We start from the raw sequence: 20,254 nt of genomic DNA, 5'->3' as shown, positions 1-20,254 counted from the left end.
GCCAGGCGAGGCGTGGCCGACCGATAGCCTGAAGGCCCGGACGGACCCGCCGGCGCTTGAGGCCGAACAGATTACGTCCCCCGCGTATCGCCGAACAGGTGGATGTGCAGGCGGTCGCTCATCCGGAAACCGTGTTCGACGCAGAGCGGGGCGAGCCATTTCTCGCGCGTGCGAAGCGTTTCGCTGTCGGTCCCCTCGGGCATCAGGAAGACGTGGCCGGGCCTGAACCGGTAGCGCTCGCGCAGTGCAAGGACTTCGTCGACATCCGAGGGCTCGGCGATCACGAATTTGAACCAGGCGCGCGGGTCGGTGGCATAGGCGTCGAGCCGCTCGGGCAGCAGGGCAAGCGCGGCGGGATTGCCACTATGCGCCAGCTTGGGGCTGACGTTGAACTGGTCGATGCGGATGTCGAGCCGCGCGGGCGCCTTGGTGGTGCCGTTGGTCTCGATCTCGACGCTCACATCGGGCAGCAGCTCGAGCAGCCGGGCTAGGGCAGGGCCCTGCAGCAGCGGTTCGCCGCCGGTGATGACGAGGCGGTTCTGGCCGAGCGTGGTGATCCGCGCGGCCACATCCGCCTCGTCCAACGTCACCTGGTTGGCCTTGCGGTCGTAGTCCACGCCGTCACGGTGCGGCCGCTCATCGTCCTCGAAATGCCAGGTATAGGCAGTGTCGCACCACACGCAGGCGAGGTTGCAGCGCGACAGCCGCACGAAGGTGCAGGGCGTGCCCGCGCTCGGACCTTCGCCCTGGACCGAGGCGAAGATTTCGGGTCCGCCGGTGTCGTCGGTGGCGAGGACTAACGGCATCGATTGTGCTCCACGGGTGACGAAGGTGACACGGTGTAACCTTCGGTCACGAACAATTTCGACATTGGAACCAAGAGCTTACCTGCTCCAATGGCGAGCGGACGGACAGGGTGGTGGAGGCGAAAATCCGATCGCCCGGCAATGCGCGGTTCGACCGAACCGGGTGATTGGAAGCGATTGCCGCCAGAAGGGAGGTAGTTCCGGGCCATTGCCGCGCTCATGACACAAATGGGACGAGTAGGAAATTGTCGCCCTTGGTCACCCCATCCGTCGCCCCGGCTCAGGTCCGGGGTTGGGCTTTCTTCGCGACAGGCACAAGGCCGAGCGAAGAAGCCCGACCCCGCATCAGGTCCGGGGTGACGGGGAAGGGAAGGTCATCCGGATAGCGTCAGCCCAACCGCGCCAGCGCTGCTTCGAGGCGGGCGATCTCGGCCACGTGATGCGCATGGTCGGCGCGCGCTTTCTCGACCGCTTCGGGCTTGGCGCGTTCGACGAAATTCGCATTTCCGAGGCGGCCTTCGAGCGATTTCGCTTCCTTGGCACTGGCAGCGAGTGCCTTTTCGAGCCGCGCCTTCTCGGCTTCGATGTCGATCACGCCTTCGAGCGGGATGACGAATTCGTCCTCGCCCGCAGCGATCTGCATCGCCGCGCCGGCGGGCGCTTCGCCGAAGGTCACCGGCGTCAGGCGCGCAAGCCGCTCGATCGCGGCGCCATTGGCCTCGACCACGCGCTTACCGAGCGGCGAAGGGTTGGCGACGAATGCGGCCAGCTTCGCGCCCGGCGCAATGCCGAGTTCGTTCTTCGCCGTGCGTGTGGCCGATGTGAGCGCGATCAGCCAGTCGATTTCGGCCTTGGCCTCGGCATCGACTTCGGCCTGCGGATCGGGCCATTGCGCGGTGATCAGCGGGTAGTCGGGGCGGTCGCCCTGCTTGCTCCACAGCTCTTCGGTGATGAAGGGCATGAAGGGGTGCAGCATGACGAGGATCTGGTCGAGCGCCCAGCCGGCCACCGCCTTGGTCTCTTCGTCGAAATTGCCCTTGATCAGCTCGATATACCAGTCGCAGAAGCGGTCCCACACGAAGTGGTAGATCGTGTTCGCGGCGGCGTCGAAGCGCAGCTCTGCCAGCGCGGCGTCGAGCGCCTGCTTGGTCTCGACCACCTCGCCGACGATCCAGCGGTTGACCGCGTGGCGCGCTTCGGGCGCGGCCACGCTGGTGCTCGCGCCGATCCCGTTGGCCTGGCAGAAACGCGTCGCATTCCACAGCTTGGTCGCGAAATTGCGATAGCCCTCGATGCGCTTGTCATCCATCTTGATGTCGCGGCCCTGGCTTTCCATCGCCGCCATGAAGAAACGCAGCGCATCGGCGCCGTACTGGTCGATCAGGCCGAGCGGGTCGACGACATTGCCCTTGGACTTGGACATCTTCTGCCCGTCCGCCGCGCGCACGAGGCCGTGGAGGTAGAGCTTCGGCCAGGGGTTCTGCCCGGTGTTGTACTGCCCCATCATCATCATCCGGGCATCCCAGAAGAACAGGATGTCAAAGCCCGAGATGAGTAGATCGTTGGGATAGTGCTTGGTGAGCAGGTCGGTCTGCTCGGGCCAGCCGAGCGTCGCCGAAGGCCACAGCGCGGAGGAGAACCAGGTGTCGAGCACGTCCTCGTCGCGGGTCAGCATGACGCCTTCGCCGGCCTGCGCCTGTGCCTCTTCCTCGGTCATGGCGACATAGGCCCTGCCCTCGGCATCGTACCACGCCGGAATGCGGTGGCCCCACCATAGCTGGCGGCTGACGCACCAGGGTTGGATGTTCTCCATCCAGTTGAAGAAGGTCTTCTCCCAGCTCTTGGGGACGATTTCGATATCGCCGCTCTTCACCGCCTCGATCGGCTTCACCGCGAGCTTTTCCGCGTCGACATACCACTGGTCGGTCAGCCAGGGCTCGATCACCACGCCGCCGCGGTCGCCGAAGGGCGTCGCGATGGTGCGCGGCTCGGCGTCGTGCTCGGTTTCGTTGCCTTCCTTGTCCTTGGTGACATGCGGGATCAGGCAGCCGCATTCCTTCATCCGCGCGACCACCAGCTCGCGCGCGCCGTCGACGCCGTCACGCTTGAAGCGGTGCAGGCCGAGGAATTCCTCCGGCACCAGCCCGTCGGCGGTCTGGCAGACGTTGGCTTCGGCATCGAGCATGTTGAGCATGTCGGCGGGCTTGAACCCGGCGCGCTTGCCCACGTCGAAGTCGTTGAAATCGTGCCCCGGGGTGATCTTCACGCAGCCCGATCCGAGTTCGGGATCGGCATGTTCGTCGGCGACGATCGGCACGCGGCGTCCGGTGATCGGCAGCACCACATGCTTGCCGACCACGCTCTTGTAGCGCTCGTCCTCGGGATGCACCGCCACCGCCATGTCGGCGAGCATGGTCTCGGGGCGCGTAGTGGCGACGACGAGGTAATCCTTGCCCTCGGCGGTCGTGACGCCATCGGCAAGCGGGTACTTGAAGTGCCAGAACCCGCCTTTGACGTCCTGCGTCTCGACCTCGAGGTCGCTGATCGCGGTCTTCAGCTTGGGGTCCCAGTTCACCAGCCGCTTGTCGCGGTAGATAAGCCCGTCGTTATAAAGGTCGACGAAGGTCTTGAGCACGGCCTGCGAGAAGTGCTCGTCCATGGTGAACTGCTCGCGGCTCCAGTCCATCGAACAGCCGAGGCGGCGTAGCTGGCGCGTGATCGTGCCGCCGCTTTCCTCTTTCCATTCCCAAACCTTGGCGACGAAATCCTCGCGGCTGTAATTGGTGCGCTTGTCCTGCTGCGCCTCGAGCTGGCGTTCGACCACCATCTGCGTGGCGATGCCCGCATGGTCGGTGCCGACCACCCACAGCGCGTCCTTGCCGCGCAGCCGCTCGTAACGGATCATCACATCCTGCAGCGTGTTGTCGAGCGCATGGCCGATATGCAGGCTGCCGGTAACGTTGGGCGGCGGATTGACGATGGTATAGGGGGCCGCGTCCGGGCGCTCGGGCCGGAACAGGCCGTTCTCCTCCCAATGCGCGTACCAGCGCGCCTCGATTTCGGCGGGGTCGAAGGTTTTCGGTAGCTCGGTGGTCATTGCTGTGTTCGCTCGCCGGTAAAATGTTAGGACGCCCATGCCAGCGCCCATGCTGCGATGCAACGCCGGAGGTGATGCGCGCGGATAGCCGCTTGGCAAGCGACTGATTTGTCCGCATACCGCGCCCGCAATGGGTGGTTTCGCCGAATACGAACTGGTTGAGGGGGACAACGGCGGCACGGCGCTCGTGCTGTCGGGGCCATACCTCGTCTCGACCATCGGAACGATCGACCAGGACCTGCGCGACCTCGAAGGGCCGCTGGCGACGATCGACCTGTCGGCCATTACCGAAATCGATACGGTGGGCGCGTGGATGGCGCGTCGGCTGGCGCATGACCACGGGGCCGAGATCACCGGCGCGAGCGAGCGCGCGGAGCGGCTGATCGGCGCGCTCAAGGATGCGCGGACCGACGAGGATCTGAGCGCCCCGCGGCTGCCGGTGTGGGAACGCGTGCCACAGGCGATGGGCGACAAGGTCTTCGCCGCGCGGCACGGGGTCTATGGCGTGCTCGGCTTTCTCGGCGCGCTACTGATTTCCAGCGCCAGCCTGCTGCGCCACCCGCGTCGCTTCCGTGTCCTGGCTCTGGTGCGCCAGCTCGAGCTGGTCGGCGTCACCGCGCTGCCGATCATCGGGCTGATGAGCTTCCTCATCGGCATCGTCATCGCGCAGCAGGGCGCGGTCCAGCTGGCGCAGTTCGGCGCCGAAACGCTGACCGTCAACCTCGTCGGGCGGATTACCCTGCGCGAGCTGGGCGTGCTGATGACCGCGATCATGGTCGCGGGCCGTTCGGGCAGCGCCTTCGCCGCGCAGATCGGCACCATGCGGCTGACCGAAGAGGTCGATGCGATGCAGACCATCGGCATCTCGCCGATGGAGGCGCTGGTGGTGCCGCGCATCCTCGCCGCAGTGCTGATGATGCCGCTGCTGGGGTTCTATTCGGCCGGCGTGGCGATCGTCGGCGGCGCCGTGGTCGGCCAGTTCATGCTCGGCATCCCCTTCTGGACCTTCCTCATGCGCATCCAGGAAGTGGTGCCGCTGCACGATTTGTGGGTCGGGCTGATCAAGGCGCCGGTCTTCGGGCTGATCGTGGCGCTGGCCGGCTGCTATCACGGCATGCAGGTCAAGGGGAATTCGGAAGACGTCGGCCTGCGCACCACCATGGCGGTGGTCACCGGTATCTTCGCGGTGATCGTGATCGACGCCTTTTTCGCGGTCTTCTTCACCGAAGTCGGGTGGGGCTGATGGCGCAGGACGAAACCGGGCGCGATCTGGGCCGCCACGAACGCTATCGCGGCGAATTTCCGATCGTCGTCGAGGGGCTGACCAACGCCTTCGGCGAGCAGGTCGTCCACGAGGATCTCGACCTCAAGGTCCGCCGCGGCGAAATCCTCGGCGTGGTCGGCGGATCGGGTACAGGCAAGTCGGTGCTGATGCGCTCGATCATCGGGTTGCAGCACCCCACTGCGGGCGAGATCCGCGTCTTCGGCCGCTCGATCACCGACAGCGATCCCGAAGACGATATCGGCATCCGCAACCGCTGGGGCGTGCTGTTCCAGGGCGGCGCGCTGTTCAGCACGCTGACCGTGGGCGAGAATGTCGAGGTGCCGCTCAAGCAGTTCTATCCCGAGATCGAGCCCGACCTGCGGCACGAGATCGCGCGCTACAAGGTGATGCTCTCCGGCCTGCCCGAAGAGGCGGTCAACAAATACCCCTCCGAACTGTCGGGCGGGATGAAGAAGCGCGCCGGCCTCGCCCGCGCGCTGGCGCTCGATCCCGAGCTGCTGTTTCTCGACGAGCCCACCGCCGGGCTCGACCCGATCGGGGCGGCGGCCTTCGACCGGCTGACGCGCGAGCTGAAGGAAACGCTCGGGCTGACCGTGTTCCTGATCACCCACGACCTCGATACGCTGCACGAAATCTGCGACCGCGTCGCGGTGATTGCCGACAAGAAGGTGATCGCGGTCGACACCGTCCCCAAGCTGATGGAACTCGACCATCCCTGGATCCAGGAATATTTCAACGGACCGCGCGGGCGCGCCGCGCTGACCGCGCAGGCGCTCGACGAATTGCGCAAGCATATGGACGAGCCGGTCGCCGCGCATGCGGTCAAAGCGTTGGACAAAGCGAATATGAACAAGGATAAGGCTTAGCGCATGGAAACGCGGGCAAATCATGTTTGGGTGGGGGCGGTTACGCTGCTGATCCTCGGCGCACTCGCGCTGTTCATCGTCTGGCTGGCGCGGCTCGGCGGCGGGGCGCAGAACGAATACGACATCTTCTTCAAGCAGTCGGTGGCGGGTCTCGCCAATGGCAGCTCGGTCGATTTCGCCGGCGTGCCCGTGGGCCAGGTCACCCAGATCGAGCTGTGGGACAAGGATCCCGAATTCGTCCGCGTGCGGATCAAGGTCAAGGAAAGCGTGCCCATCCTCGTCGGCACCACCGCCACGATCCAGGGCAGCTTCACCGGCGTCTCGACCATCACGCTCGACGGCGCACGCAGCGGGGCGCCGGCGATTTCCTGCGAGACCACCGCCTGCACCGAGGGCGTGCCGATCATCCCGCCGACCGCAGGGGGCGGCTTCGGCGCCGTTCTGGCAAGCGCGCCATTGCTGCTCGAGCGGCTGGCGACGCTGACCGAGCGGCTGACCCTGCTGCTGAGCGATCGCAATCAGGAAGAGATTTCGCAGATCCTCGCCAACACCAACGCCGCCAGCGCCGGCTTCGCATCGGCCGCGCCACAGCTCGAGCGGACCATGGCCGAGCTGCAGGTGACGCTGCGCGAGGCGAGCGAGGCGCTCGACCAGTTCGAAAAGGTCACCGCAACCACCGACCGTATCCTCAACGAGGAAGGCGAGGCGATCGCCAAGGACCTGCGTTCGACGCTCAAGTCGGCGAGCGGCGCGGCCAAGGCGCTCGAGGACACGCTCAACGAGGCGCGGCCCGCGACCAAGCAGCTGACCGAAAGCACGCTGCCCGCCGCCGAAGCGACGCTCAAGGACCTGCGCGCGACCAGCAAGGCGCTGCGCGACGTGACCGAGAAGATCGACGAAAAGGGTGCGGGCGCGTTGCTCTCGAGCCAGCCGCTGCCCGACTACAAGCCGTGAGGGGCCCGAGCATGACACGCATCATCAAACTTGCCGCATTGGCTCCGGCCCTGTTGCTCGGCGGCTGTCTCAGCCTCGGCGGCGAGGTGCCCGACAGCCTGCTGACGCTGACCCCCGCGACCACGGCACCCGCCGGCACCGGTGCCAGCGGGGCGCAGAACAGCGCCTTGGTGCTGACCGAATTCGAAGTGCCCAAGGCGCTCGACGTCACCCGCGTGCCGGTGCAGGTTACCGATACCGAGATCGCCTATCTCAAGGATGCGGTGTGGGTCGAACGGCCAGCGCGGCTGTTCCGCCGCCTGCTCGCCGAAACGATCCGCACGCGCTCGAACCGCGTGGTCATCGACGGCGACGATCCGGGCGTGAGCGCCAACGAGCGGCTGCAGGGCACGCTGCGTGCCTTCGGTTACGATGCCCGCACGCGCGAGGCCGTCGTGACCTTCGATGCCGTGCGCAACGGGAGCGGCTCGGCGGTCGTAACGCGCCGGTTCGAGGCACGCGTACCCGTGGCGGCGCCCGAGACCGCCTTCGTCGGCCCGGCGCTCAACCAGGCCGCCAACGACGTCGCGGCGCAGGTGGCTGGCTGGATCGGCTGAGGCGAGGCTAGCCGCGCGCCAGCCGCACGAATTCGATCGCCTTGAGGAATTCGCCCAGCCGCCTGGCGCGGCGCGTGGCGGCTTCCTCATCCTCGCCCCACTGCTCGATCTGCCAGTCTTCCTCGAGATTGGCGGCGGCCCACAGCGCTTCGCCGTCGGCCCCGTCCTCGAGCGCGGCGAGTCCGATGCACAGCGAGGCGGCGAGCGCGGTCAGCTGTTCGAGCGCGGCGAGGGTGAAATCGTCCATTTCCGCGAGCCGCGCTTCGAGCCGTGCCATCGTTTCGCGCGGATGCGATTTGGCGAGGATACCGCTGACGCGTTCGAAGCGTATGCCTTCGCGCCTCTCGAGCGCCTCTACCAGCGGGTCCCAGACCTCGCGCTGGCGCTGCCATAGTGGCTCGTCGGGATGCGCGCGGTAGCACAGCGTGTCGGTGTCGGCGTAGCGCAGCAGCTTTTCGATGATCTCCGCCCGCGTTCCGGGCACCACGTCGAGCGCATAGTCGACCATGTCGCGAAAGGCGAAACGCGCCGGGTCGATCGTCTCGCCCTGCTCCGCCCATTCGTCAGCCAGTGCCTGCGCGAGCGCGGCGGAGGCAACCAGCTGCAGCTGCCCGCCCTGCGTCTTGATCGGCCGGCCGTCGAGCGCGACATGGTGGCCGAGATCGCTCTGTTGGGCCGTGGCCTCTTTGTAGAAGCGCTTCATTTCCCGCTTCTCCAGCGCCGCGCGAGCACCAGCGGCAGGACGAAGACATCGAGCGCGCCGAGCGCGATGAGGACATAGCCGACCACTTCGGGCAGCGGCACGATCAGTGCCAGCACCAGCGCGCCGAGCACTGCCAGCGCCACGCCCGAAAGGCGCACCGCCTGAATCGTCAGGAAGCGCGTCTTGGCGGGGTCATGTGCAGGCGGATCATGCCGGTCCACGGATCAGGTCTCCCAAGTCGTGCGCGGTATCGGCCACCGCGCTCGCGCCCGCCTCGATCAGCTCGTGCGGTTCGTGATAGCCCCAGGATACGCCGATCGCACGCACGCCCGCGGCCACCGCCATTTCCATGTCGAAGCTGGTATCGCCGATCATCACCGCCTCGGCGGGCGCGACACCGGCCTCGACCAGCGCCGCCTCGAGCATGGCGGGGTGCGGTTTCGAAGGATGCCGGTCGGCGGTCTGAAGCGATACGAATCGCTCGCGAATACCGTGCGAATCGAGACAGGCGTGGAGCCCGCGATCGCTCTTGCCGGTGGCGACGGCGAGCAAGTGTCCGTCGGAATCGAGCGCCTCGATCAGCGCGCCGATACCCTCGAACAGCGGTTCGCGCAGGGCGCCCGACAGGCGCAGCTCGCGAAAGCCGGTCTTGTAGGCTTCGACCACCGCATGGCGCTCCTCGTCGCTTGCGGAAGGAGCCAGTTCGCGCAAGGCGTAGGGCAGGCTGAGCCCGACCATGCGGCGCACGTGATGGCGCTCGGGCGCGACGAGGCCGGCGCTGGCGAAGGCCGCTTCCATGGTCTGGCAAATCGCCGCCTGGCCATCGACCAGCGTGCCGTCGCAATCGAAGACGACCAGCCGGCTCACGCGCCCGTCTCGAACATGGCTGCGGCGAGATCGTGCTGCCCCGACGCGTCGAGGCCACCAGCGATGTGACGGCGGACATCTGCCGGCTTGTCCTGCGACAGCTTGATGGTCGGACGATAGTCATCGACCTGAAGTTCGTATCCCTCGATCCCGCCGAACAGGCGATCCCAGGTTGTACTGCTGGCTTCCTCCACGCTCCAGCGATCGCCGCCCAGCCGGTCTTCATGCATACAGATGAGCCGATGGAGGAAGGCCTCGAGGTCGTGGTCGCCGATCCGCCGGACCGTGCCGACGGCTTCGACGGAGACATAATTCCATGTCGGGACCGTGTCGCGATTCGCATACCAGCGCGGCGAGATGTAACCGTCGGGCCCGTCCACCGTGACCAGCGCGGTGCTGCCGTCGAGCCCGTCGGCCAGCCGGTTGGATCTCGCCAGATGGAACCGCAGGCGACCTTCTCCCTGCACGATCAGCGGCGTGCGCGCGGCGAAGGGGCCGGTGGGCGTCTGGCGAAACACCGTACCCACGCCGACCTGTGTGATCAGCGCCTCGATCCTCGCCCGATCGTCACTGCGGAAGAGCGGGTTGGGATGCATCAGCGCTTACCCCGGGGCTTCTTCGGTTGGCCTGCAGCCCCGCCGCGTGCGCGGCGCGGGGAGCGCTGCGACTTGCGGAAATTCTTGGCGTGCTGGCGCGCCTGCTGCTTCTTTTCCTCGCGGCTCTTGGGCGGCGGATCGTCGCGCATCGGCGTTGCGTCGGAGAGATTCTCGTCGAAGCCGAGCTGCTCCATCGAGGCGGCGAAATGTTCGGGCAGGTCGGCCGTTACATCGAGCTTGCCCCCGTCGGGGCTGTCGATGATCAACCGCCGGGCGTGGAGGTGCATTTTGCGGCTCACCGCGCCGGTGAGGAAGGCGTCCTTGCCCCCATACTTGCCGTCGCCCACGATCGGGTGGCCCATCGCCGCGCAATGGACGCGCAGCTGGTGCGTGCGGCCGGTCATCGGCTGGAGTTCGAGCCAGGCGGCCTTCTTGCCCGCGCTGTCGACGACGCGATACTTGGTCTTGGCCGGCTGGCCGCCCTCGTGATCGACATGCATTTTCTCGCCGCCCGATCCGGGCTGCTTGGCGAGCGGTGCCTCGATCACGCCTTCCTTGATGTCGGGCACGCCCATGACCAGCGCCCAGTAGATCTTCTTGGCACTGCGGCCCGAGAAACGCTTGGAGAAGAACGCCGCGCTGCCCGGCGTGCGCGCGACCAGCAGCACGCCGCTGGTATCCTTGTCGAGCCGGTGGACCAGCCGCGGGCGGACCTCGTCCTCGCCCGGGGCGAAGGCGTCGAGCAATCCGTCGACATGGTTGAAGGTGTTGGTCCCGCCCTGCGTGGCGAGGCCCGGCGGCTTGTTGAGCACCAGCGCGCCCTTGGTCTGGTGGATCACCATCCCTTCTGCCTGTTCGATCTCGGCCCTGGTCAGCTCGCGCTTGGGCCTGTCCTTCTTGTGCGGCGCGTCGCCGCCCGGGGGGACGCGGATCTGCTGCCCCTGCGCCAGCCGGTCGTCGGGTTTCACCCGCTTGCCGTCGACCCGCACCTGGCCGGTGCGCGCCCACTTGCTGACCGTGCCGAAGCCGACCTGCGGCAGGTGGCGCTTGAACCAGCGGTCGACGCGAATTCCGTCGTCATCGGCTTCGACGGTGAAGCTGCGCACTTCGTCCGAGGTCTTCATCCGACCATCCTCATCATATTGAGCCCGGCCATCAGCCCGGTGATGCCCAGCGCGATCGACAGCACGACATAGAGCAGCGCGAAGAGATACTGCCCACGCTCGATCATCAGCACCATTTCGAGGCTGAAGGCGCTGAAGGTGGTAAAACCGCCAAGCAGGCCGACACCCAAAAGCAGGCGCAACTGTTCGCCTTCGCCGCTGCCGTGGCGCGCCAGCCACCCGGCCAGCAGCCCCATGGCGAGGCTGCCCGCGGCGTTGGCGGCCAGCGTGGCGAAGGGGAAGGTGGTGACCATCTGCGGGCCGAGCCAATGCGTCATCGTGCGGCCCAGCTGCCAGCGCAGCACCGCGCCGAAGCCGCCGCCCAGAAAGACGTGCAGCGCGGCCACATAAGGAGAAAAAGTGGACATTGCCGCAGCCCTTAGCCGCCAATTGCCCGCGCGTCATCCCGATGTGCGCGCCCGGCCTCGCGAATGCGACAAAGACTTGCCTTTGCGCTGGAGAATCCTTATGTGCGCCCCCGTTCGAGCCGGTCCGGAACGGATTCGGCGCGTTTTTCGTTCTTTTGGCGAAACCGTTTCAAGGAGGCGAAACCCGCGCTGCGGGCTCTGGCCCGCAAAGTCGAGGTATTGAAGTTTATGCAGATCATGGTTCGCGATAACAATGTCGACCAGGCCCTCCGCGCGCTCAAGAAGAAGCTGCAGCGTGAAGGCGTGTATCGCGAAATGAAGCTGCGTCGCCACTACGAGAAGCCGAGCGAGAAGCGCGCCCGCGAAAAGGCCGCCGCCGTTCGCCGCGCCCGCAAGCTCGAGCGCAAGCGCATGGAGCGCGACGGCGTCAAGTAAGCCGTTGCCAGCAAATCCAAGCTAAGCCATGAGGGCGCGGAGAAATCCGCGCCCTTTGCGTATCCGGAAGAGACATTCATGACCGAGATTACCCGCGTTCCCCTCCAGCCCATCAAGAAGGGCTCGCTCGCCAAGCTGTGGCTCGGCGTGATCGTCGCCGTCCTGCTCGGGGCGGGCCTTGCCTGGGCCGCCGTGCCCAAGGGCCTCCAGGTCGAGACGGTGACCGCGGGCACGGGCGATTCGCCCAAGGTCGGCGACGTGGTGTTCGTCAAATATGTCGGCAAGCTCACCGACGGCACCGAATTCGACCGGTCGCAGCCGCTGCCGATCCCGCCGGGCCTGTTTCCCGAAGGCAATCCGCTGCTGCTCGAAGAAGGCGCGATCATCGATGGTTTCATCACCGGCCTCACGCAGATGCAGAAGGGCGGCAAATACGTCCTCACCATTCCCGCCGAACAGGCCTATGGCGCCGAACCGCCCCCGGGCTCGCCGATTCCGCCCAATGCCGATCTGGTGTTCGAGGTCGAAGTGGTCGACTTCATGAGCCGCGACGATTTCCAGTCGCGCGCCGCCGCGCTTCAGCAGATGATGGGCCAGCAGGAAGGCGAGGGCGCCCCCGCTCCCGACGCGCCGCAATAGGTTTTCGCAAGTCTTTCGTCGGTTAGCGCATGCGGCGGGCCGGCGAATAGGCTAATCGGCATGCGAGGCGAGGGAGGCCACGCATGTCCGACACTGCATCGATCCGTCACGAAGACTGGGCGCTGCGTCCCTGGGTACTGGCGGCCATGCTCGGCCTTGCGGGGCTGGGCGTGCATTTCGTTGCCCAATGGGATTCGAACGCGTGGGCCCCGTGGCGCGCGGCGCTGACCGCGGCGCTCGCGTTCGGGTCGCTCGCCTTCGCGTTCACGCTCGACCGCGACCGGTGGCAAGCGCCGCTGGCTTTCGCCGCGGTGGTCGCGCTGGTCATGGCGGGCATCGCCTGGCGGGTTGCGAACGCGGGCGAGAGCCATGCGGATGCGCCGTTCTGGTTTGCCGCGGGCGTGGTCTCGATCGCGCTCGCCCTGCCTTTGTTCCAGGCGGGTTTTCACAAGCGCCGCTGGCGCACTCCGTACGACGAGACGCATTTCCACGTCTGGACCGATTCGATCAGCGTAGCGGGCGCGCTGGCTTTCGTGGGCGTATCGTGGTTGCTGCTGTTCCTGCTCTCCGCGCTGTTCTCGGCCATCGCCATCGACCTGCTCGAGCATCTGATCGAGCAGGGCTGGTTCGGCTGGAGCTTCTCGGGCGCGGCTTTCGGTGCGGCGCTCGGCGTGTTGCGCAACCAGCTCAAGATCATCGGCACGCTGCAATCGGTGGTGATGCTGGTCTTCTCGATCATCGCGGTGCCGCTGGCGGTGGCTCTGGCGATCTTCCTGCTGGCCGTGCTGGCGAGCGGGATTTCGGTGCTGTGGAACGCGACCGAAAGCCCGACCCCGCTGCTGCTCTCGGTCGCGGTCGCCAGCTTCGTGCTGGTCAATGCCGTGGTACGCAACGATGACGGGGAGGCGAGCGGCAACCGCGTGCTGCGCTGGGCGGCGCTGGCGCTGGCGCTGGCGATCTTCCCGCTCGCGCTGCTCTCGGCGATCTCGACCGGCACGCGGATCGCGCAATATGGCCTCAGCCCCGAACGCATTTGGGGCGTGATCGCGGTGGGCGTCGCGGTGGCCTACGGGCTTGCCTATTTCATCGCGCCGATCCGCGGACGGATGGCAGGCTGGATGGAGCGCGTGCGCGCGGCCAACATGCATCTCGCGGTGGGTACCTGCGTGCTGGCCTTCATCCTCGCCTTGCCGCTGTTCGATTTCGGCGCGATCTCCGCGAAGAACCAGATCGCGCGGCTGGAAAGCGGTAAGGTCGCCGTCGACGAGTTCGACTTCGCCGCGCTGCGCTGGGATTTCGGTGACGCCGGTAGGGAAGCGCTGGCGCGACTGACCGACAGTAATGATCCCGAGATCGCGAAAATCGCCAGCGAAACGCAAACGCAGGATTCGCGACCATATCGCGGCTATCGCGACACGAACCGCGATGAGCGCATCGCAAATATCCGATTCGAATTCGAAGATGAGGCGTTGCGCGATCATGTGCGTGGCTCCGTTCGCGGGAATCGCTGGTATTGCGACAAGCCTTGTGTTGCACTGGATCTTGGTGCTGGCGAAGACGGGCGGCGCAAGGTTGCCATGGTCGAAGGTGGCAATGTGCGGAAATTGAGCTTCGATCTTGGCGAAGCGGTCGACGATAGCCCGGCAGGCGCTGCTGCTATGGAAGTGGTCCTCGCCGCAGAAGCGGTTGAGGCCACACCAGATCAAACCGCCGATTCTGAGGTCGAAATCCGCGAATGGACCGGGCGGCGCATCTATATCGACGGCCAGCCCGCGGGGCAGCCCTTCGAATAGCTATTCGGCCCGCTATCCCGCTTGAAGCGCAGCCCCCGCGCGGCTAGTGCGCTCCGCATGTCAGTCACACGCGAAGAAGTGGCCAAGATCGCCTCGCTCGCCCGCATCAAGATGGGCGATGCCGAGCTCGACAAGATGGTCCCCGAACTCAACAATATCCTCGAATGGGTCGAGCAGCTCGGCGAGGTCGATTGCAGCGGCGTCGAACCGATGACCGCGGTCATTCCCAACAGCCTGCGCCTGCGCGACGACGTGGTCGATGCGATCCCCGAGACCGCAGGCGGCCGCCGCGAAGACGTGCTTGCCAATGCTCCCGCAGCCGAACACGGCTTCTTCGGCGTGCCCAAGGTGATCGAATGATTTTCGCCGAAAACCATTCGATCATCCCCGCGCAGGCGGGGATCTCCATCAATCCAGCGGAGCGCCGGCGGCCTGAGGCCCCTGCCTTCGCAGGGGATCAGTAATATGACCGAACTTACCCAGCTGGGCGTCAAGGCGATCCGCGACGGCGTGGCCGGCGGCGACTTTACCGCGCGCGAAGTGGCCGAAGCCTTCAACGCGGCCGTGGCCGAAGCAGCCGACCTCAACGCCTTTATCGTCACCACCCCCGACCATGCGCTTGCCGCGGCCGATGCCACAGATGCCAAGCGCGCGAAGGGCGAGGACCTCGGTACCATGGGCGGCGTGCCCATCGGGATGAAGGACCTCTTCGCCACCAGGGGCGTGCAGACCACCGCAGCGAGCCACATTCTCGAAGGCTTCAAGCCGCAGTACGAAAGCACCGTATCGCAGAACCTGTGGGATGCGGGGGCGGGCATGCTCGGCAAGCTCAATCTCGACCAGTTCGCGATGGGCAGCTCGAACGAGACCAGCTATTTCGGCAATGTCGCCTCGCCGTGGAAGAAGGACGGCACCAATGCCGCGATGAGCCCGGGCGGTTCCTCGGGCGGTTCGTCCAGTGCGGTTGCCGCGCGCATCGCGCCCGCCGCGACTGGCACCGACACCGGCGGCTCGATCCGCCAGCCCGCCGCCTTCACCGGCATTTGCGGGATCAAGCCGACCTATGGCCGTTGCAGCCGCTGGGGCGTGGTCGCCTTCGCCAGCAGCCTCGACCAGGCAGGGCCGATGGCGCGCAGCGTGGAAGATTGCGCGATCATGCTCGAAGCCATGGCCGGCTTCGATCCCAAGGACGCCACCAGCCTCGACATGCCCATGCCCAATTGGGAAGCCGCGCTGTCGGCCGACCTCAAGGGCAAGAGAATCGGTATCCCGAAGGAATACCGGATGGACGGCACCGACGAGGAAATCCTCAAGAGCTGGGAACAGGGCAAGGAGTGGCTGCGCGATGCGGGCGCCGAGATCGTCGATATCTCGCTGCCGCACACCAAATATGCGCTGCCCGCCTATTACATCGTCGCCCCCGCCGAGGCGTCGAGCAATCTCGCGCGCTATGACGGCGTGCGCTACGGCCTGCGCGACCTGCCCGATGGGGCGGGCCTGCAGGACATGTATGCCGCAACCCGCGCCGCCGGTTTCGGCGACGAGGTCAAGCGCCGCGTCCTGATCGGCACCTATGTGCTCAGCGCGGGCTTCTACGACGCCTATTACACGCAGGCGCAGAAGATCCGCACGCTGGTGGCGCGCGACTTCGAGCAGGCCTTTGCACAGTGCGACGCGATCCTCGCGCCGACCACACCGACCGCCAGCTTCCCGCTCGGTTCGCTCAACGAAGACCCGCTGACGATGTATCTCAACGACGTCTTCGCCGTGCCCGCCAGCCTCGCGGGCCTGCCCGCGATGAGCGTGCCCGCCATGCTCAATTCGGACGGGTTGCCGCTCGGCCTGCAGGTGGTCGGCAAGCCCTTCGACGAGCAGGGCGTGCTCGATGTCGGCCTCGCGATCCAGCAACGCGCAAACTTCAACGCTCAGCCGGAGAAATGGTGGTGAGCAATTATCGCATCCAGGGCGCAACGGGCGAATGGGAGGTCGTGATCGGCCTCGAGGTCCATGCGCAGGTCACTTCCAAAGCCAAACTGTTTTCGGGCGCTTCGACCGCCTTCGGGGCGGAGCCGAATACGCAGGTCAGCCTCGTCGATGCGGCGATGCCGGGGATGCTGCCCGTGCCCAATCGCGAATGCATCCGCCAGGCGGTGCGCACCGGCATGGCGATCGAGGCGCAGATCAACACCTGGTCCCGGTTCGACCGCAAGAACTACTTCTACGCCGACCTGCCGCAGGGATACCAGATTTCGCAGCTCTACCACCCGCTGGTGGGCGAGGGGCAGCTGCATATCGAGGCCGACGAGAAGGCCGGTATCCCTGAGGACAAGGTCATCGGCATCGAGCGCATCCATGTCGAGCAGGACGCGGGCAAGCTGATGCACGACCAGCATCCGACCATGTCCTATGTCGACCTCAATCGCAGCGGCGTGGCGCTGATGGAGATCGTGTCGAAGCCCGACATGCGCAGCCCCGCGGAAGCCGGCGCCTATGTCCGCAAGCTGCGTTCGATCCTGCGCTATGTCGGCTCGTGCGACGGCAACATGGAAGAAGGCTCGATGCGCGCCGACGTCAACGTCTCGGTGCGCAAGCCGGGCGAAGAATTCGGCACCCGAACCGAGACCAAGAACGTCAACTCGGTGCGCTTCGTGATGCAGGTCATCGAATATGAGGCCAACCGGCAGGTCGATGTGCTGGAGAACGGCGGCAGCGTCGATCAGGAAACGCGCCTGTTCGATCCGAACACCGGCACCACGCGGACCATGCGCAGCAAGGAAGACGCGCATGACTATCGCTATTTCCCCGATCCCGACCTGCTGCCGCTCGAATTGGACGAGGACTTCCTCGCCGAATGCCGTGCCTCGCTCCCCGAACTGCCCGACGCCAAGCGCGCGCGCTATGAGAACGAGCTCGGCCTCACGCCCTACAATGCGCGCGAGCTGACTGCCGAGGTCGAAACCTTCGCGCGCTTCGAGACGCTGCTTGCCGCCACCGCCAAGGGCATCGGCAAGCCCGAGGCCGATGTCGCGACGCAGGTCGCCAACTGGGCGCTTTCGGTTGCCCCCGGCGTGATCAAGTCGCTCGGTGACGAGGCCAATCCGGCCCACGCCACCGCAGAGGCGCAGGCGAGCATTCTCGACATGCAGGCCAAGGGCGAAATCTCGGGCGGGCAGGCCAAGGAAATCTTCGAGATCGTCCTCAAGACCGGCCGCGATCCGGAAGAGATCGCCGATACCGAGGGCCTCAAACAGGTCAGCGACACCGGCGCGATCGAGGCGGCGATCGACCAGATCATCGCCGATAACGAAGACAAGGTCGCCGAATATCGCGGCGGCAAGGACAAGCTGTTCGGCTTCTTCGTCGGCCAGACGATGAAGGCGATGCAGGGCAAGGCCAACCCGGCCGTCGTCAACCAGATCCTGAAAGACAAGCTGGGCTGACGCCTGGCCGACAGGACACGAGAGAGGGTGGGCGCATCAGGGCGCGTCCACCGGTAAATCCGAGGGAGGAGTCGCACCCATGCGCAATATTTCTACCGTCGCGGCCTTGCTGGCCTGCGCCGCCGCTGCACCGCTTGCCGCCAAGGAGGGGATGTTCACCCCCGGCCAACTGCCCGAGATCGCCGAGGATCTGCGCGAAACCGGGCTCGAGGTCGCGCCCGAGGCGCTGGCCGACCTGACCGGCTTCCCGATGGGCGCGATCGTCCAGCTGCAGGGATGTTCGGGCAGCTTCGTTTCGGACGAGGGGCTGGTGGTCACCAACCACCACTGCGCGCGCGGATCGGTGCAGTACAATTCGACCGCCGAGAACAACTATCTCGAAAACGGCTTCCTCGCGAAGACCAAGGGCGAGGAACTGCCCGCCGCGCCCGGATCGCGCGTCTATGTGACGACCGAGATAAGCGACGTCACCGCGCGCGTGCGCAAGGGGATCGACAGGCTGAAGCCCAACGACCGCTACGACACGGTCGACCAGCGGGTGAAGGACATCACCGCCGAATGCGAGGCCGATGCGGGCTATCGCTGCCTCGTCGCCAGCTTCTACGGCGGGAAGGAATACACGCTGATCAAACGGCTCGAGGTCAAGGACGTGCGCCTCGTCTACGCCCCGGCGGATTCGATCGGCAAGTATGGCGGCGATATCGACAACTGGATGTGGCCGCGCCACACGGGCGACTTCGCCTTCTACCGCGCCTATGTCGCGCCCGACGGCTCCTCGGCTGAATATTCGGAAGACAACGTCCCCTACCGCCCCGAGCACCACCTCAAGGTCAGCGCGGCTGGGCTCGACGACGGCGACTTCGTGATGGCCGCCGGCTACCCCGGTTCGACCAACCGCTACACCCGCCTCGGCGAGGTGAAGAACACTTTCGAATGGACCTATCCGACCTTCGTCACGCTGCTCAACGACTGGATCGACACGATCGAGGCGGCGGCGCCCGAGGGCTCGGACGCGCGCGTGAAGTACGAATCGCGCCTCGCGGGGCTCAACAATTACGAGAAGAACCTGCGCGGCCAGATCGACGGCGCGCGCCGCGTTGGCTTGGTCGAGCGCCGGCGACAGCGCGAAGCTGCGCTCAACGCCTGGATCGGCGCCGATCGCACGCGCGCCAAATATGCCAAGGCGATCGCCGCGCTCGATGCGCTGTCGCAGGAAAGCGCCACCGCCGCGCGGACCAACTTCTGGTACAACAATGCCACGCGCGCCCAATTGCTGTCGGCGGCGCAGCGGCTCTATCGCCTCGCCAAGGAGAAGGAAAAGCCCAACGCCGAGCGCGAGAGCGGTTACCAGGAACGCGACATGGCGTTCTTCCGCCAGGGCCTGCAGGCGCTCGACCGGCGCTATGATCCCGCGGTCGACAAGGCCGAATGGCTGCTGTTCCTCGACGGTTACCTCGCACAGCCCGAGGCCGAGCGCGTCGCGGTGTTCGACGAGGCGCTGGGGCTGGACGGCGTGAACGATGCCAAGCAGCTCGGCGCGATCGTCGACGGCTTCTACGCCGGCACCGCGCTGGGCGACAGCGAGGCCCGCCTTGCCCTGATGGACGCAACGCCTGCCGAACTCGAGGCGAGCGATGACCCCTTCATGCAGCTCGCGGTCGCGCTCTACCCCTACGAGCGCAAGCTCGAGGACGAGGAAGAGGAACGCGCGGGCCGTGCGCTGGTGCTGCGCCCCGCCTATATGGACGCGATCACGCAGTGGCAGCGCAGCCAGGGCATTGCCACCTATCCCGATGCCAACAGCACGCTGCGCGTGACCTATGGCAAGGTGCTCGGCGGTAGTCCGCGCGACGGCATGGCCTATCTGCCGTTCACCACGCTCGAAGGCATCACCGAGAAGGATACGGGCGAGGATCCTTTCAACGTGCCCAAGCGCGAGCTCGAGAAGATCCGCGCCAAGGATTACGGTCCCTACGCGCTCGACAGCATCGGCTCGGTGCCGGTGAACTTCCTCTCCGATCTCGACAGCACCGGCGGCAACAGCGGTTCGGCGACGCTCAACGCGCGCGCCGAGCTGGTCGGCCTGCTGTTCGACGGGACCTTCGAAAGCGTCAATTCGGACTGGGACTTCGACCCGCGCACCACGCGCACGATCCATGTCGACACGCGCTACATGCTGTGGGTGATGGACAAGGTCGACGGGGCGCAGAACCTGATCGAGGAAATGGACGTGGTCCGCTAAACACCCGCCGCAAGGCAAAAGAAAAGGGCCGCCGGATCGCTCCGGCGGCCCTTTTTCATTGCGGCTGCGTGGCTCAGCCCTGGCGCTGGCCGGTCAGCGGCATGTCGCCGAAGGCGCCGGCGTTGACGGTGCCGGTCAGTTGGTCGTCATTGACGGTGGCGGTGCAGTTGAGCGTCATCGGCATCGGCACGGTCATGTCCATCTTCCACTTGATGGTGTCGCCTTCGATGGTGCCATCGCTGATGTCCATCGAGCCCATGCCGCCGGCCATCGAGCCGGTGAAGCTGTTGCCATCATCGCTCGGCACCACGGTCAGCGTGCCCTTCTGGTCGCCCATCGGGCTCTTGACGACGGTGTCATAGGTTCCTGCTACGGACATGGGATTTCCTCTCTTCGCTTGAGGG

20 protein-coding genes are annotated in these 20,254 nt (G+C 66.1%); 11 read left to right on the top strand and 9 right to left on the bottom strand.

Going from position 1 to position 20,254, the window contains the following annotated elements; translation table 11 throughout:
• Positions 1-71: 71 nt before the first annotated feature.
• Both ACEQZ0_RS06965 and ACEQZ0_RS06960 read right to left on the bottom strand, forming a co-directional pair.
• Positions 72-806: a 7-carboxy-7-deazaguanine synthase QueE gene (locus tag ACEQZ0_RS06965; RefSeq protein ID WP_370189708.1), complete on the bottom strand. Its 735-nt coding sequence runs from the start codon at positions 804-806 to the stop codon at positions 72-74.
• 388 nt (positions 807-1,194) lie between these two features.
• Complete coding sequence (locus ACEQZ0_RS06960) at positions 1,195-3,903, bottom strand: valine--tRNA ligase (protein WP_370189707.1); 2,709 nt, start codon at positions 3,901-3,903, stop codon at positions 1,195-1,197.
• Positions 3,904-4,033: 130 nt separating this feature from the next.
• On the opposite strand from ACEQZ0_RS06960, the gene ACEQZ0_RS06955 reads away from it, so the two are divergent.
• Genes ACEQZ0_RS06955 through ACEQZ0_RS06940 form a run of 4 tightly spaced genes read left to right on the top strand, consistent with a single transcriptional unit; the run spans position 4,034 to position 7,604 of the window.
• On the top strand, positions 4,034-5,146 hold the full coding sequence (locus ACEQZ0_RS06955; RefSeq protein WP_370189705.1) for an MlaE family lipid ABC transporter permease subunit: 1,113 nt from the start codon (positions 4,034-4,036) through the stop codon (positions 5,144-5,146).
• Positions 5,146-6,054 carry an ABC transporter ATP-binding protein gene (locus tag ACEQZ0_RS06950; protein ID WP_370189703.1) on the top strand — a complete coding sequence of 303 codons (909 nt, stop codon included), beginning with the start codon at positions 5,146-5,148 and terminating at the stop codon, positions 6,052-6,054. Before ACEQZ0_RS06955 ends, ACEQZ0_RS06950 begins: the two co-directional genes overlap by 1 nt.
• 3 nt (positions 6,055-6,057) lie before the next feature.
• Positions 6,058-7,008 carry an MlaD family protein gene (locus ACEQZ0_RS06945; RefSeq protein ID WP_370189701.1) on the top strand — a complete coding sequence of 317 codons (951 nt, stop codon included), beginning with the start codon at positions 6,058-6,060 and terminating at the stop codon, positions 7,006-7,008.
• A gap of 11 nt (positions 7,009-7,019) precedes the next feature.
• The gene (locus ACEQZ0_RS06940; RefSeq protein ID WP_370189700.1) at positions 7,020-7,604 is read left to right on the top strand and encodes an ABC-type transport auxiliary lipoprotein family protein; all 585 of its coding nucleotides are present in this window, start codon (positions 7,020-7,022) and stop codon (positions 7,602-7,604) included.
• A 7-nt stretch (positions 7,605-7,611) separates the two neighbouring features.
• On the opposite strand, the gene ACEQZ0_RS06935 is transcribed toward ACEQZ0_RS06940, so the two are convergent.
• From ACEQZ0_RS06935 to crcB, 6 genes are read right to left on the bottom strand one after another with little or no spacing between them, the layout of a single operon-like run.
• Complete coding sequence (locus ACEQZ0_RS06935; RefSeq protein WP_370189698.1) at positions 7,612-8,307, bottom strand: ATP12 family chaperone protein; 696 nt, start codon at positions 8,305-8,307, stop codon at positions 7,612-7,614.
• Positions 8,304-8,528: a hypothetical protein gene (locus ACEQZ0_RS06930; RefSeq protein ID WP_370189696.1), complete on the bottom strand. Its 225-nt coding sequence runs from the start codon at positions 8,526-8,528 to the stop codon at positions 8,304-8,306. Before ACEQZ0_RS06930 ends, ACEQZ0_RS06935 begins: the two co-directional genes overlap by 4 nt.
• Complete coding sequence (locus tag ACEQZ0_RS06925) at positions 8,515-9,174, bottom strand: HAD-IA family hydrolase (protein ID WP_370189694.1); 660 nt, start codon at positions 9,172-9,174, stop codon at positions 8,515-8,517. The genes ACEQZ0_RS06930 and ACEQZ0_RS06925 overlap by 14 nt, the downstream gene beginning before the upstream one ends.
• Positions 9,171-9,770, bottom strand: a complete 600-nt coding sequence (locus tag ACEQZ0_RS06920; protein ID WP_370189692.1) for an FMN-binding negative transcriptional regulator — start codon at positions 9,768-9,770, stop codon at positions 9,171-9,173. Before ACEQZ0_RS06920 ends, ACEQZ0_RS06925 begins: the two co-directional genes overlap by 4 nt.
• Positions 9,770-10,894 carry an RluA family pseudouridine synthase gene (locus ACEQZ0_RS06915; protein ID WP_370189690.1) on the bottom strand — a complete coding sequence of 375 codons (1,125 nt, stop codon included), beginning with the start codon at positions 10,892-10,894 and terminating at the stop codon, positions 9,770-9,772. Before ACEQZ0_RS06915 ends, ACEQZ0_RS06920 begins: the two co-directional genes overlap by 1 nt.
• Positions 10,891-11,301 (bottom strand): fluoride efflux transporter CrcB, encoded by a 411-nt coding sequence (crcB, locus tag ACEQZ0_RS06910; protein ID WP_370189688.1) that lies wholly within the window; start codon positions 11,299-11,301, stop codon positions 10,891-10,893. The genes ACEQZ0_RS06915 and crcB overlap by 4 nt, the downstream gene beginning before the upstream one ends.
• Before the next feature lie 228 nt (positions 11,302-11,529).
• Between crcB and rpsU the strand changes: the two genes are divergently transcribed.
• The 7 genes from rpsU to ACEQZ0_RS06875 all read left to right on the top strand — a co-directional run bounded on the left by rpsU (position 11,530) and on the right by ACEQZ0_RS06875 (position 19,850).
• Positions 11,530-11,736: a 30S ribosomal protein S21 gene (gene rpsU / locus ACEQZ0_RS06905; RefSeq protein ID WP_007011585.1), complete on the top strand. Its 207-nt coding sequence runs from the start codon at positions 11,530-11,532 to the stop codon at positions 11,734-11,736.
• A gap of 78 nt (positions 11,737-11,814) precedes the next feature.
• Positions 11,815-12,375 (top strand): FKBP-type peptidyl-prolyl cis-trans isomerase, encoded by a 561-nt coding sequence (locus ACEQZ0_RS06900; protein WP_370189686.1) that lies wholly within the window; start codon positions 11,815-11,817, stop codon positions 12,373-12,375.
• A gap of 83 nt (positions 12,376-12,458) precedes the next feature.
• The gene (locus tag ACEQZ0_RS06895) at positions 12,459-14,168 is read left to right on the top strand and encodes a DUF4153 domain-containing protein (protein WP_370189684.1); all 1,710 of its coding nucleotides are present in this window, start codon (positions 12,459-12,461) and stop codon (positions 14,166-14,168) included.
• A 57-nt stretch (positions 14,169-14,225) separates the two neighbouring features.
• On the top strand, positions 14,226-14,528 hold the full coding sequence (gene gatC, locus ACEQZ0_RS06890) for an Asp-tRNA(Asn)/Glu-tRNA(Gln) amidotransferase subunit GatC (protein WP_370189682.1): 303 nt from the start codon (positions 14,226-14,228) through the stop codon (positions 14,526-14,528).
• A 105-nt stretch (positions 14,529-14,633) separates the two neighbouring features.
• The gene (gene gatA, locus ACEQZ0_RS06885; protein ID WP_370189680.1) at positions 14,634-16,115 is read left to right on the top strand and encodes an Asp-tRNA(Asn)/Glu-tRNA(Gln) amidotransferase subunit GatA; all 1,482 of its coding nucleotides are present in this window, start codon (positions 14,634-14,636) and stop codon (positions 16,113-16,115) included.
• A complete protein-coding gene (gatB, locus tag ACEQZ0_RS06880; RefSeq protein WP_370189678.1) occupies positions 16,106-17,608 on the top strand; it encodes an Asp-tRNA(Asn)/Glu-tRNA(Gln) amidotransferase subunit GatB in 1,503 nt (500 codons plus the stop codon). Before gatA ends, gatB begins: the two co-directional genes overlap by 10 nt.
• A 79-nt stretch (positions 17,609-17,687) precedes the next feature.
• Positions 17,688-19,850, top strand: coding sequence for a S46 family peptidase (locus tag ACEQZ0_RS06875; RefSeq protein ID WP_370189676.1), 2,163 nt, complete (start codon positions 17,688-17,690; stop codon positions 19,848-19,850).
• A gap of 73 nt (positions 19,851-19,923) precedes the next feature.
• On the opposite strand, the gene ACEQZ0_RS06870 is transcribed toward ACEQZ0_RS06875, so the two are convergent.
• A complete protein-coding gene (locus ACEQZ0_RS06870; protein ID WP_370189674.1) occupies positions 19,924-20,229 on the bottom strand; it encodes a hypothetical protein in 306 nt (101 codons plus the stop codon).
• Positions 20,230-20,254: the final 25 nt, after the last annotated feature.

This window comes from Qipengyuania sp. (assembly GCF_964227205.1).
Classification (GTDB): Bacteria; Pseudomonadota; Alphaproteobacteria; order Sphingomonadales; family Sphingomonadaceae; genus Qipengyuania.
This window is presented reverse-complemented; position numbering and strand designations above follow the sequence as displayed.

What these genes read in the sequence shown, in the direction of transcription:
- ACEQZ0_RS06960 (WP_370189707.1), bottom strand. Translation starts at nt 3,903, where the DNA reads ATGACCACCGAGCTACCGAAAACCTTCGACCCCGCCGAAATCGAGGCG.
- ACEQZ0_RS06950 (WP_370189703.1), top strand. Translation starts at nt 5,146, where the DNA reads ATGGCGCAGGACGAAACCGGGCGCGATCTGGGCCGCCACGAACGCTAT.
- crcB (WP_370189688.1), bottom strand. Translation starts at nt 11,301, where the DNA reads ATGTCCACTTTTTCTCCTTATGTGGCCGCGCTGCACGTCTTTCTGGGC.
- ACEQZ0_RS06900 (WP_370189686.1), top strand. Translation starts at nt 11,815, where the DNA reads ATGACCGAGATTACCCGCGTTCCCCTCCAGCCCATCAAGAAGGGCTCG.
- ACEQZ0_RS06955 (WP_370189705.1), top strand. Translation starts at nt 4,034, where the DNA reads ATGGGTGGTTTCGCCGAATACGAACTGGTTGAGGGGGACAACGGCGGC.
- gatC (WP_370189682.1), top strand. Translation starts at nt 14,226, where the DNA reads ATGTCAGTCACACGCGAAGAAGTGGCCAAGATCGCCTCGCTCGCCCGC.
- gatA (WP_370189680.1), top strand. Translation starts at nt 14,634, where the DNA reads ATGACCGAACTTACCCAGCTGGGCGTCAAGGCGATCCGCGACGGCGTG.
- ACEQZ0_RS06895 (WP_370189684.1), top strand. Translation starts at nt 12,459, where the DNA reads ATGTCCGACACTGCATCGATCCGTCACGAAGACTGGGCGCTGCGTCCC.
- ACEQZ0_RS06940 (WP_370189700.1), top strand. Translation starts at nt 7,020, where the DNA reads ATGACACGCATCATCAAACTTGCCGCATTGGCTCCGGCCCTGTTGCTC.
- ACEQZ0_RS06920 (WP_370189692.1), bottom strand. Translation starts at nt 9,770, where the DNA reads ATGCATCCCAACCCGCTCTTCCGCAGTGACGATCGGGCGAGGATCGAG.
- ACEQZ0_RS06945 (WP_370189701.1), top strand. Translation starts at nt 6,058, where the DNA reads ATGGAAACGCGGGCAAATCATGTTTGGGTGGGGGCGGTTACGCTGCTG.
- gatB (WP_370189678.1), top strand. Translation starts at nt 16,106, where the DNA reads ATGGTGGTGAGCAATTATCGCATCCAGGGCGCAACGGGCGAATGGGAG.
- ACEQZ0_RS06915 (WP_370189690.1), bottom strand. Translation starts at nt 10,894, where the DNA reads ATGAAGACCTCGGACGAAGTGCGCAGCTTCACCGTCGAAGCCGATGAC.
- ACEQZ0_RS06965 (WP_370189708.1), bottom strand. Translation starts at nt 806, where the DNA reads ATGCCGTTAGTCCTCGCCACCGACGACACCGGCGGACCCGAAATCTTC.
- rpsU (WP_007011585.1), top strand. Translation starts at nt 11,530, where the DNA reads ATGCAGATCATGGTTCGCGATAACAATGTCGACCAGGCCCTCCGCGCG.
- ACEQZ0_RS06870 (WP_370189674.1), bottom strand. Translation starts at nt 20,229, where the DNA reads ATGTCCGTAGCAGGAACCTATGACACCGTCGTCAAGAGCCCGATGGGC.
- ACEQZ0_RS06935 (WP_370189698.1), bottom strand. Translation starts at nt 8,307, where the DNA reads ATGAAGCGCTTCTACAAAGAGGCCACGGCCCAACAGAGCGATCTCGGC.
- ACEQZ0_RS06875 (WP_370189676.1), top strand. Translation starts at nt 17,688, where the DNA reads ATGCGCAATATTTCTACCGTCGCGGCCTTGCTGGCCTGCGCCGCCGCT.